We start from the raw sequence: 12079 nt of genomic DNA, 5'->3' as shown, positions 1-12079 counted from the left end.
ACCAATTTCGCCAAATTAAATTTGCTTTCCCGGATGGTGACCGGCTTGAAACAAATTTGTGTTATTGTGAAGCACATAGTATCCTGTACTGTCCTGCTTGGGACCAAGATGTGCACATTTAGTCATCATCCCACTCAAAATCAGCTACTTTAAGGTGTCTCCGGGCCCGATTAATTCCAGTCTGCTGGTGGGTAAAATTTCAATTCTTTATTTAACGTGAGCATTCTCTTTATTTCAACAATCGATTGCGGCTTTTTCAGCAATCGATTGTCCGCTATTTAACTGCATTTTTGCCATTAAAAGGCGCGGCCGCGGGTGCAGGGTAAGGTGGGGAAGCCAGACATTATTTGGCGCAAGATTCACCAGCAGACTAAGAGCAATTTTGCGGGGATCTTGAGACTCAAAATTTGGGTCGCACTCTTTGGTATCTGACGCAGCACTCACCCATTTACTACCCACCCCGGTAAGTTCGACTAGCTTTTCTAGTATTTCGGAAGACCGTTATTCTCCGCAACGGCAAACTTTAGCGGGTGAGGCATGGGGACCAGCCGGCACTTTTATTGAAGTAGCCAATTGATCCCAGCGGTTGCGAAGAGAACCCACACAATATTCCCTCTAACTCTCGCAACGATGCGAAACACTCAGTGCCGCCATGCTTGTTCGTCAGTGTCATCTTCCGTGTGGAGGAGACCGCGAAGTTCACATGAGGATAATTACTAGCTGATCTTACGCACCTGTTGTGATCACTGAGCACAGAAGATTGATTTTTAACACATAAATCACAAAAGGAAGAAAAAAGCACAAGACAAAAGCTAGCGGAATCAGTGTACTCACACCGTTTTGTGCTTGTGTCCTTTTTTGTCTTATGTGTTCCGCTTTTTACGATTAGAAACATTCCCTTGCGTAAGGACAATTACTAGTATTTACTCCTCAGCAACGGACACGTTGCGTAGTGATATCTTAAGGATAATGATCGAATCCGTGCTAACTACACTTGCCGTAACTACGTCTTGAATATCAAATATTTTAAATGCCCCACACCCTTGAAGTCAAGGACGGTGGACGGCAAATAATCCACCACAATCATTCGTCGTTATTCCCAACATTAGTGTGGATATATTTATACGCTACTTTAATTAACCGCCCCCGTGCTTACCTGGGTATTTATTTAATACACTAAACAACCCGGTTATCTCAGGAATTAGGTCTTACCTCACACCGTTCAGGATGATGAAAATACGTTCTGGGATCCCGGCAGTAAATCATGGTCAAGGGCCAATAATCCACGAGGCCGCCTCTAACGAGAACACTTACGAAACGCTCAGGCCTATTTGTGCTAGCATCACTTTTCCATCCTGCGTCAACTAATTCAACTGTAGGTCTGAGTAGCAGCTAAACTGTTGAATAGGTACGAACGAAGCGTACTTTGGTTATCTGTTATAGTCCGGTGCAGGATATATGCCTTGATGTTACCCACGTGGATCGTGATAGTTGGGTGCGCTACCCGCCTCGCCGAACTCGGAAATGCAGCCGGTGGAAGGATTGTGGAACTCAGACTACCCGATCGAACTTGCTGCCACCACCAAGGTCCGAAAGTTCATACCGGACTGCCCCCCAGTCGACAGATTCGTACCCCACCAACCTGGCACCCGCGACCTCGCCCCCCTTCACTCAGAACAATCTGAAACCAAAACTAACTTCTCCACCACCACGACCCGTTTATCAACACCCCTGTGCATAACTATTTGTTTGAAAAACCCGTTTTCAACGTACCTTGTAATGCTACCTCCCGACTACCGAGGGCTCCAGACCAAAGACCCTAGACTACGGACCAACCTTCCCCCTATGCCAGAATTCTGCCACCTCCACTGCCACACTCAATACTCCCTCCTCGACGGCGCCGCCGAGATTGGCAACATGATGGACAAGGCCGTGGCCGATGGCATGAAGGGCGTGGCGCTCACTGACCATGGCAACATGTTCGGTGCCTTTAAATTCGTCAACGAAGCCCGCAAACGGAACATCAAACCGATGATCGGCTGCGAATTTTACCTGGTGGAGGACCGGCACAAAAAGGCCTTTTCCCGCGCCGCCGGCGAAAAAGATAAGCGCTACCACCAGTTGATGCTGGCTAAAAACAAGGTGGGCTACACGAACCTATCCAAACTCTGCTCGATCGGCTACATCGAGGGGCTCTATGGTAAGTACCCGCGGATCGATAAAGAGCTCATCGTGAAGTACCACGAGGGGCTGATCGTGACGAGTTGCTGCATTGGTGCGGAAATCCCGCAACTCCTGATTGCGGGTAAAGATGACGAAGCCGAAGTTGCCCTCAAGTGGTGGCTCGACATCTTCGGTGAAGACTACTACATCGAAATCCAGCGTCACCGCGGCATCGACGACATCAACCTCGGTAAGGACCGCGAGGGGCGCACGATTTACTCCGGTAAAAGCCAGGAAGACATCAACGTCAAGCTCCTGGGCCTGGCGATGAAGCACAACGTGAAGGTGATCTGTACGAACGATAGCCACTACGTCGAGGAAGAGGATTACTTACCCCACGACATCCTGCTCTGCGTCAACACCGGCTCGCTAAAGGACGACCCGAAACGCTTCCAGTTCCCCAGTTCCGACTTCTACTTCAAGCAGCAGGCGGAAATGTCCAACCTCTTCCACGACCATCCGGAAGCGGTCGCCACGACGATGGAAGTGTACGATAAGATTGAGGTGCTGGAACTCGCCAGCGACGTGCTGCTGCCCAATTTTCCCATGCCGGCCGAGTTCGAAACCCAGGACGCTTACCTCCGCCACCTGACCTATGAGGGCGCGAAAAAACGGTACGGGGAGATCAACGAGGTAACCCGCGAACGGCTGGATTTCGAGCTCAGTGTCATCAAGGCTTCGGGCTACCCCGGTTACTTCCTCATCGTGCAGGACTTCACGACCGCCGCCCGTGAGATGGGCGTAAGCGTCGGCCCCGGTCGGGGGTCTGCAGCCGGCTCGGCCGTAGCTTATTGTGTCGGCATCACGAACGTCGACCCCATCAAGTACGACCTGCTTTTCGAGCGATTTCTGAATCCGGAGCGGGTGTCTATGCCCGATATTGATATCGATTTCGACGACGTCGGCCGCCAAAAAGTGATCGATTACGTGATCGACAAGTACGGACAGGAGCAGGTCGCCCAGATCATCACTTACGGTACGATGGCCGCCAAATCATCCCTCCGCGACGTTGGCCGGGTGATGGACATCCCACTGAGCGAAGTCGACCGGGTTGCCAAGTCCTTTCCCCAGCAACTCGGTGCCACGCTCCGTGGCGTTCTCGCCCCCGGCGACATCGACCGCAAACTAAAGGGTAACCTCAATTCGGAAGACGCCGAAAAAGCATACGCTTTCCGCGACCTCGCCGCCGGCCAGGACGACATCGGCGAGATGATCCGTACGGCCATGAAGCTCGAAGGGTCCATTCGAAACACCGGTATTCACGCCTGTGGTGTCGTCATTACGCCGAGCAACATAACGGAGCACGTCCCGGTCACCTGCGATAAGGAGACGGGGATGTATATTTCCCAGTTCGACAACTCCGTAGCTGAAGACGCCGGCCTGCTAAAGATGGACTTCCTGGGCCTCAAAACCCTGACGATCATTAAGGACGCGCTGCGGATGATCAAAGAAAATCACGATGTGGTCATTGACGTGGACGAGCTGCCGCTCGACGACCTAAAAACGTACGAGCTCTTCCAGCGCGGCGAAACGAACGGCATCTTCCAGTACGAATCCGGCGGAATGCAGAAGCACATGAAGAACCTCAAACCGACGACGTTTGACGATCTCATTGCCATGAACGCGCTGTACCGGCCCGGCCCGCTGGAATACATCCCCGACTTTATCGAGCGGAAGCATGGCCGCAAGCCGATAACTTATACGCTGGCGGCGGAAGAGCAGTACCTCAAAGAGACCTTCGGTATTTACGTTTACCAGGAGCAAATTATGCTCCTTTCCCAGTCGATCGCCAACTTCACGAAGGGCGAGGCCGACGTACTGCGGAAGGCGATGGGTAAGAAGCAAAAGGCAACCCTCGATAAGATGTACCCGCAGTTCATCAAGGGTGGTACGGAGAATGGACACCCGGAGGATAAGCTCGGCAAGATTTGGAAAGACTGGGAAGCGTTCGCTAGCTACGCCTTCAACAAATCCCACTCCACCTGCTACGCTCTGGTTGCTTACCACACGGCTTACCTGAAGGCGCACTACCCCGCCGAGTACATGGCGTCGGTACTGACGCACAACAAGTCCGACCAGACCAAACTGACGTTCTTCCTCCGGGAATGTAAGCGGATGGACGTGGCCGTGCTCAGTCCGGACATCAATGAGTCTCAAGCCGATTTTGCGGTCAATAAAAAAGGTGCCATCCGGATCGGCATGACGGCGCTGAAGGGCGTCGGCGAAGGACCGGTTGAATCTATCTTGAAGGCCCGCGAGGAAGGTCCGTTCGCCAGTCTGTTTAACGTGATGCAGCGAGTGGAGCCAGGATCGGTCAATAAGCGCGTGCTGGAAGCCCTGGTTTACGCCGGTGGTTTCGACTGTTTCGACACCATGCACCGCGCGCAGTACTTCGCACCGAGCGAGAAATACGATAGTTATTTGGAGCACGTCACCAAGTTCGCTAATGCTTACCAGGCGCAGTTGGCTTCGGCCGCGACTTCGCTCTTCGGGGCAATTCAGGAGGAAGTGTTACCCATCGAGCCCGGGGCACCCGAAGCAATCGAGTGGCTGTTGCCCATTAAACTAGCGCACGAAAAGGATGTCACCGGCATTTACGTATCCGGCCACCCGCTGGACGGGTATAAGTTGGAGATCGACAACTTCGTTACGTGCGGTTTGTCGGACTTGAACCCAGAGCGCTACGGCCGCCAAACGGTGAAGCTGGCAGGAATGATCGTGGCGGCGCAGCACCGGATCAGTAAAAACGGCAACGGCTGGGGCATCTTTGAATTTGGTGATTACGACGGCGGCATCGAATTCACGCTTTTCGGGGAGGACTATCAGAAGTACAAGCACATTTTGCAGCAGGGGTCGGCGCTATTCGTGACGGCGGTCTACAAAAAGTCGTGGCGCAACGACGAGCTGGAACTGAGCATTAACGACGTCAAATTACTCGAAGGCATCGGTCGGGAGATGACGGAGGCGATCATTCTCAAGTTCGCCGTCGGGCGGGTGACGGGCAAGATGGTCCGGGAGTTAGACGAGCTGTGCCAGCGGTTTCAGGGGCAACAGAAATTGCGGATGGTGTTCATCGACAACGACGAGCAGACGAAGCTCAAGATGTTTTCGCTGAAGCGGACGGTGGATGCGGATTCGGACTTTATCAAGGGCGTGGAACGGCTTGGGATTCAGTATTCTTTGGACCGGGGGCGGGCGGCTATGTAGATACGCGGCGGTTTACCCGTAAAGACTTTGCACCCGCGACCGCGCAAACATAAAGTTATGCGCGGTCGCGGGTGCAAGAAAGCTACGCAAAAAGCAAAGTTAGTTAACCCGTGCCGTGCCGAGTATCTGCTCTAACTGATTCATTAAATCCCGTTTCTTCTCCCCCGGCGCGAGAATGAAGCCATCGACGAGCACGAGTTGCTTACGGGCCTCATCGTTGATCAGGTAAGAGATAAAGGGACCGGCCTGAAAGTCGTTTTCCATCTCCCAGATGCCGCGGCCTTCGATGGCGAACGCCCCGTTCATATCCATGTTCTCGGTAAATAATGGCAAGTCCTCGTCGTTAATGCGCATGTAAGTATCCGAAATGGAAGAGCTGATGTACCGGCGGCCGACTTGGTCGCGGATTTCCTTGAGGCCTTCCTTGGTAAGTTGGGCCTGGTTCTCGTAGGGCACGCGGGTGGCGATGAGGTTGAGACTTCCCTTGCGCGTACTCCGCTTAAGCCAGACAAAATCATTCGCCATGACCGGCACAATCTCGTAGCCGTAAGGGATCTGAATGTTGGCGCCGGTCCGTTCCATGATGGTATCCATGAGCGCCCGGTTGACGCCCTGAAAAAATGCCGTCTCCTTCGTCCGTAACCCTTCGCTATCGGCAATCCGCTTCACGACGGCCGGACGGGTAGTGCTCATACCGCGCAGGAGTTCTTCCCTATTCTTGCCCATCAGGTAGATCAACTGTTGCCCGGTAGCCCACTTGTTGCGAGCAACTACGGTACCAAAACCTTCCTCGCGGACCTGCTGAATTTTCGCGTCACTCAGGTCATTAACGACCATCTTCGTGGTGGGGCTATTCGCATCGCTGAGGTCAGCCAGCACCACGTAGTTACGTAATTCGCGGAAAGTCGGCATCGCCGTCAACTTAACGGGCTCGATGTGGCGCACGTCGAAGATCGGCTCCGGCTGGGGCAGAATGATGTACGGCGCTTCGAGAAAGTAGGCGATGGAGTCAGACGCGCCGTTAATCCAGAGCGAAGAATCGGCCACGACGGTGACGGAGTTGATCGCGCCGAAGGCCGAAGGCGTTGGATTCAGCCGTTGCGCGACGTCACTCCCGCAGGAAAACGTCGTAACACCGATGAACAGCGTGAGTAAAAAAGTGAGAAGCCGGTTGGTCATATGTTGGTCTGATCTGTCAGTGGGTAACAGATGAGTTTTGTCTGGGTTTTGGTGGGCGGGGGTTTGGTCTGGGGTCTGGGGTCTGGGGTCTGGGGAATATAGTATAGCTACTAAAAGATTATCGTACTACCAGACCATTTCCCCTAGAACAAGCCCTCAATAACGTTCTCCTCCGTGATTCCTTCCGCTTCCGCCTTGTAGTTCCGGACAATCCGGTGGCGCAGGACGTACTTGGCGATGGCCTGGACGTCTTCGATGTCGGGGGAATACTTACCGGAGATGGCGGCGTGGCACTTGGCACCGAGCACGAGGTACTGACTGGCGCGGGGGCCGGCACCCCAGGAGATGTACTTATTGACGTTTTCGGTGGCGCGGGGGGTGTTCGGACGGGTCTTGGTGGTGAGGCTGACGGCGTACTCGAGCACGTTGTCGCTAATGGGGATCTTACGGACGAGTTGCTGGAAGTAGAGAATCTCCTCACCGGAAAGCACGTGGCTGACGTCGCTGACTTTCATGCCGGTGGTGCCCTTCACGACGGCGATCTCTTGTTCGTAGGTTGGGTAGTCGAGGGGGATGTTGAACATGAAGCGGTCCAGCTGGGCCTCGGGGAGGGGGTAAGTGCCTTCCTGCTCGATGGGGTTCTGCGTGGCGAGCACGAAGAAGGGACTCGGCAGGAGGTGCCGGTCGCCGGAGACGGTTACGCTGCGCTCCTGCATGGCTTCGAGGAGGGCGGCCTGGGTTTTAGGGGGCGTCCGGTTAATCTCATCCGCCAGGACGATGTTCGCGAACAGCGGCCCTTCGTTGAACTCGAACCGGCGGTCTTCACCGAGAATTTCCGAGCCGGTGATGTCGGACGGCATCAGGTCGGGCGTGAACTGGACGCGCTTGAAGTTGAGGTCGAGGACTTCAGAAATCGTACTCACCAGCAGCGTTTTCGCCAACCCAGGGACGCCGACGAGTAAGCTGTGGCCATTGGAAAACAGAGAGATCAGCACGGTTTTGACAACTTCATCCTGGCCGATAATGACCTTGCCGATTTCGGCTTTCAGGTCGCGGTAAGCTTTGGCTAATGCGTCGACGGCTTCGACGTCGGACTTATAAGTAGGTAGGGCCATGAGGTATTTTGGGGGATGGGGTCGTCAAAGGTGGTTAAAATGGTTGGGATGGGGTAATTGTTGTTGTGTCTGGGAGAAGGTTAGGTGGTAGGTGGTAGGAAGATTAGGTGGTAGGCGGTAGGCGGTAGGCAGATTAGGCGGTAGGGTTGGGATTTAGAGGTTTGGAGGTTCTTCGTAGTAATTATGCTATCCTAATTAACCCTGCACCCGCGACCGCGCCCTAATATTCAGCGAGGTTGAATAAGCGACCGTCCGGGAAGTGAGTGTTAAAGAATCCCAGCCCACCGCGCACGTTCGTGGGTGAGCTGACCGGCTCCTGCGTTAGAAGGGCAAGGAAATTATCCGCACTCGCCTGCGCCTGGAGGTAGCGGTAGTAGGTTTCGCTGATGTTGGAGAGCGCTACGACCAGCACGTCATCCGGAGCGACGTTGGGCAATTCCGTGAAGCCACGAAATACGTTATCGGTAAAGGCGGCATCGTCGAGCAGAACCGTCTTTCTGCGTTCACTGCCAACGGGTAAGAACGGACCGGTAAAGTCTGAATCGTTATCCGCGGAGGGAACGAAATAGTTGATCATGTATCGATTGTCCTCCGAAGGGTCGATGATCTCGAATTCCACCGTCACGAGCGTATCCGTTTCCCGCCGTAGAATGACGGGCTGCACGGCGGTAAACTTCACCTGCGGCAACATCAAACTGGTGGCGGATACCAAGCGATCATCCGCCGTGCGGATGCGCAGCTCGTACGCCTCGTTAGCGAAAAGTGGCGTAGCCGCGCTGGCGTAAAAACCGCGCGCGTCCACCGTTGGGAACAGGGTGTCCACTCGGTCGCGGTAACTGATCGTCACCTCGGCGTCGGCCAGCAAAAGTCGCTCGATGAATTCATCCGTTAGCGTATCGCTTTCTTCCTCGTCGTAGTCCAGGGAACCAAAACTGTTCGTGAGTACCACGGTCATCACTTCCTCCGGGACGACCTGGGAAAAGACCACAACCCGCTGCTCCACTGGGGCGATGTCCACCAATATTGGGTCCGGCGTGCACGCCATGATCAGCGTACTCCCCAGCAGTAACAAAACTATTTTTGCGTGCTTCATGGCTCAGCGTTTATCGAGGTCCAGTGTTTCCCGGCCGACGACGGGCCCGCCGCCAAAGCGGAAATTGTAGGCGACCGAAGGAACGAATCCAAACAGCCCCGGCTGCTCGTAACGCAGGGCGCCGGTGTTCTCGTCCACATTCACCCGCACGGTATAGGGCGTCGCCCGGTTCGTCAGGTTGTACGCCCCGACGTGCCACTCCGAACGAAAACGTTTGCCGGGTTTATTGCGCCAGACGAAGTTGACGTCCAGGCGGTATGAATCGGAAAGGCTCAGCGCGTTCCGCTTCGTGTAAATGGGAACGAGCTCGACGGTCGTCAGCGTGGGATCGGGGTAAAGAAACTGGGCCACGACCGGCGTAAAGCGAGCCCCACTGGCGTATTCGAAAACCGTTGAAAACGTGAAGCGGGGGCTGATTTCCCAATTCCCCACAAACGTCAGGTAGTGCCGCCGGTCATAACGCGCCCAGAAGCCTTCTCCGTTATTAAGCTCGTCGAACTGCCGGCGGCTCCAGGCCAGGGTGTAGCCCAGCCAGCCGTTGACGCGGCCCGCCCGCCGCCGCAGTAGAAATTCCGCGCCCCACGAGTATCCGTCCCCCTGTAGCAGTTGCTCCTCAAAATTATCGTTCAGGATTAAGTCGCTCCCTTCCCGGTATTCGATCACGTCGCGCATCGTCTTGTAGTAGGCTTCACCGCTGAACGTGAGGTTTTTCTCCGGGAACAGCACGTGGTACCCCGCCGCCACCTGGTGCGAAGCCTGGGGCCGGACGGCGGCGGACACCGGGTACCAAAGGTCCGTCGGCAGCGCCAACGACGACGAGCTCACCCGGTGGATGTACTGCTTCATCCGGCTGTAACTGGCCTTAATGCTGCTCTGCTCTCCTAATGCGTAATTCGTCGACAGGCGGGGTTCGAAACCGAAGTAATTTCTGTCCTTGACCACCGCACCGGAAAGCCGCAGCCCGCCCTGGACGGTCCACCGTTCCCCCAGCCGCGTTTCCCCGCCCGCGTACAGTGCCGGCTCCACCGTGATCAGTTGTGGCCCTTCCGTATTCTCGATGAATTCGGAAATTTCCCCGGCGGCGTTCAGTACGTTGGGTCGGAAACGGTGGACCGTCAGCGCCCCACCCCACCGCAGTTGCGTGCGGTCGTCGACGAAGTTGGTGTAGTCAATTTTGGCCCCGAAGTCCTGAATGGCGGACTTGATGAGGATCGCGTTCTCACCGACCTTTCCGTCGATGTTATAATCGAAGGCGGTACGGATGAGGGATAGGTTGGAAAACAGCTTAGGGTTATAAATTCGGTTCCAGCGCACGGTCTGGGTGAAATTGCCTAGTTCGAAGCCGAAGTTGAGGTTCAGGTCGATACTGCCGTCCTCGTCTTCGGATACTTCGTCGCTCAGTTTGTTGTCCTTGAAACTGAGTACGTCATTACCAAAGTAGGAGCTAAAATACAGGTGGTCGCGCTCGGATATTTCGTAATTCAGTTTGGCGTTCAGGTCGTAGAAGTAGAAGGGCACGTCGGAACCGATCAGCCCGAAAGCTTGGTCGATGTAGGTCCGGCGGCCGGAGATCAGAAAGGACGCCTTGTTCTTCACAATCGGCGCTTCGATTGTCAGGCGGGAAGAAAGCAAGCCGATGCCACCTTCCACGCGGTAATGTTGGTTGTTACCCTCCTTCATCCGCACATCGAGCACGGAAGAAAGCCGCCCGCCGTAGTGCGCGGGAAAGCCGCCCTTGGTGACGGTCACGTCGCGCAGCGCGTCGGGGTTGAACACGGAAAAGAAGCCGAATAAGTGGCCGATGTTGTAGACGACCGCTTCGTCGAGCAGCACCAGGTTTTGGTCCGCATCGCCGCCCCGCACGAACATCCCCGTGCTCCCCTCGCCGCCGCGCGTGATGCCGGGCATAAGTTGGATGACCTTGATGATGTCGACTTCGCCGCCGAGGGAGGGGATGGTCCGAATTTCGTCGATCGGGATGGTGACGGTGCTCGTCTGGGTGGAGCGGATGTCCTCCAACTCGGTACTCGAGCGGCCGGCGGTGACGACGACTTCGCTGATCTTATTGTCGGTGGCGCGAAGTTTTACGTCCAGGGCCAGGTTACCGGTGGCCGGCACGGTGCGGGTGGCCGTTGCGTAGCCGAGAAAGGAAAATTGTAGGGTGACGGACGCTCCGGCGGGCACTTGCAGGGAGTAAAAACCATAGTCATTCGTGTTCACGCCGCGCGCGCTGCCCGCTACGCCGACGGTTCCGTAAGAAAGTGCCTCACCGGTTGCAGCATCACGCAGGAAGCCACTGACGCTAAAGGTTGTTTGCGCGGTCGCGGGTGCCAGGTGTAACACCAGAAGGAGCCATGAAAGTGCGCGTAAAAGTCTCATTCGTAGTGCCGGGCGTTAACCCTTAAGGTGGGAATTACGAAGGTAGAAACCCAACCGGCGCACGGCGTACATTCCACGGACTTTAAGAGTTCTTAGCCTTATTCACGACCAAAGTAGCAAGATTTTAAACGATCAGGTTCTCCTTCTTCAGTAGTTGCTTCAGCTCCAGGTCCAGCGTGCCCGCCCGTTCGCGGAACCGGTGCGGCTCGCTACGGTAAGGTTCCTGCAGGACGTAGAATTTAGCCATTTTTCCGCCCTCCAGCTCCTGGGTGGAGCTCGCCGTGAGTTGCTGGATGAAGCCTTCTTTCTCGAAGTGCTTTAACTCCCGTTTCAGAATTTGCAGCGGCAGGCGGGTCGCCAGGATTATGTCCTGAATGTTGGCCCGGTTGTCGTTGGCGGCAAAGAGTTGCAATAAGTCTTCGACCGTGAGAAACGGATCGGGGGAAAAACTTACTTGTGCGGGATCCCGGTAGGCTTGCTTGAGTGCGTAAAAGTAGCGGCCGCGTTTGTTGTAGCTCATCGTTAGCATTCCGGCGGTATTGAAGGCGGTAAGCCGGTGCCGGGCCTGGTTCACGGTGATGCCGGTGAAGGACGCTAGTTGGTGGGGCGAGAGGAGTTGATCGGGCTGGTCGTGGATAAGTTTGATTAGGTCCGCATCGCTGACGTCGCGCTGGGTTTCGTTGGCCACCTGCTGACTACGGATGACGTAGAACAGTAAGTATAGTAAGGGGACTACGCAGAAAAGGATAGCGATAATGGCTCCGGGCTCCATGGGCGGGGGAAAGGATTTATCACGCCAAGGTAAGCCGGCTGGGTTTGCTATTGCCGGACAAAGACCACGGAACGTGCCCCGCCACTATCTATCCCACCGTAACTTGCCCCC

Annotated in this window: 6 protein-coding genes; 1 reads left to right on the top strand and 5 read right to left on the bottom strand. The window is 55.2% G+C overall.

The genetic code is table 11. The features are described from left to right. Positions 1–1845: 1845 nt before the first annotated feature. The gene (dnaE, locus tag GGR27_RS08860) at positions 1846–5430 is read left to right on the top strand and encodes a DNA polymerase III subunit alpha (RefSeq protein ID WP_168037061.1); all 3585 of its coding nucleotides are present in this window, start codon (positions 1846–1848) and stop codon (positions 5428–5430) included. 99 nt (positions 5431–5529) lie between these two features. On the opposite strand, the gene GGR27_RS08855 is transcribed toward dnaE, so the two are convergent. The 5 genes from GGR27_RS08855 to GGR27_RS08835 all read right to left on the bottom strand — a co-directional run bounded on the left by GGR27_RS08855 (position 5530) and on the right by GGR27_RS08835 (position 11968). Beyond that, the gene (locus GGR27_RS08855) at positions 5530–6609 is read right to left on the bottom strand and encodes a DUF4837 family protein (protein ID WP_168037060.1); all 1080 of its coding nucleotides are present in this window, start codon (positions 6607–6609) and stop codon (positions 5530–5532) included. Between the two features lie 143 nt (positions 6610–6752). After that, a complete protein-coding gene (locus GGR27_RS08850; protein ID WP_168037059.1) occupies positions 6753–7724 on the bottom strand; it encodes an AAA family ATPase in 972 nt (323 codons plus the stop codon). 220 nt (positions 7725–7944) lie between these two features. Then, positions 7945–8817, bottom strand: a complete 873-nt coding sequence (locus GGR27_RS08845; RefSeq protein ID WP_168037058.1) for a DUF4249 family protein — start codon at positions 8815–8817, stop codon at positions 7945–7947. 3 nt (positions 8818–8820) lie between these two features. Next, entirely contained in the window at positions 8821–11196 is a 2376-nt protein-coding gene (locus GGR27_RS08840; RefSeq protein ID WP_168037057.1) for a TonB-dependent receptor, read from the bottom strand. Between the two features lie 124 nt (positions 11197–11320). Then, positions 11321–11968, bottom strand: a complete 648-nt coding sequence (locus GGR27_RS08835) for a hypothetical protein (RefSeq protein ID WP_168037056.1) — start codon at positions 11966–11968, stop codon at positions 11321–11323. Positions 11969–12079: the final 111 nt, after the last annotated feature.

It is taken from the genome of Neolewinella antarctica, assembly GCF_011927835.1.
Lineage (GTDB): Bacteria > Bacteroidota > Bacteroidia > Chitinophagales > Saprospiraceae > Neolewinella > Neolewinella antarctica.
This window is presented reverse-complemented; position numbering and strand designations above follow the sequence as displayed.

Coding starts and splice junctions, on each gene's coding strand:
- GGR27_RS08850 (WP_168037059.1), bottom strand. CDS start 7,724: ATGGCCCTACCTACTTATAAGTCCGACGTCGAAGCCGTCGACGCATTA.
- GGR27_RS08855 (WP_168037060.1), bottom strand. CDS start 6,609: ATGACCAACCGGCTTCTCACTTTTTTACTCACGCTGTTCATCGGTGTT.
- GGR27_RS08840 (WP_168037057.1), bottom strand. CDS start 11,196: ATGAGACTTTTACGCGCACTTTCATGGCTCCTTCTGGTGTTACACCTG.
- GGR27_RS08845 (WP_168037058.1), bottom strand. CDS start 8,817: ATGAAGCACGCAAAAATAGTTTTGTTACTGCTGGGGAGTACGCTGATC.
- GGR27_RS08835 (WP_168037056.1), bottom strand. CDS start 11,968: ATGGAGCCCGGAGCCATTATCGCTATCCTTTTCTGCGTAGTCCCCTTA.
- dnaE (WP_168037061.1), top strand. CDS start 1,846: ATGCCAGAATTCTGCCACCTCCACTGCCACACTCAATACTCCCTCCTC.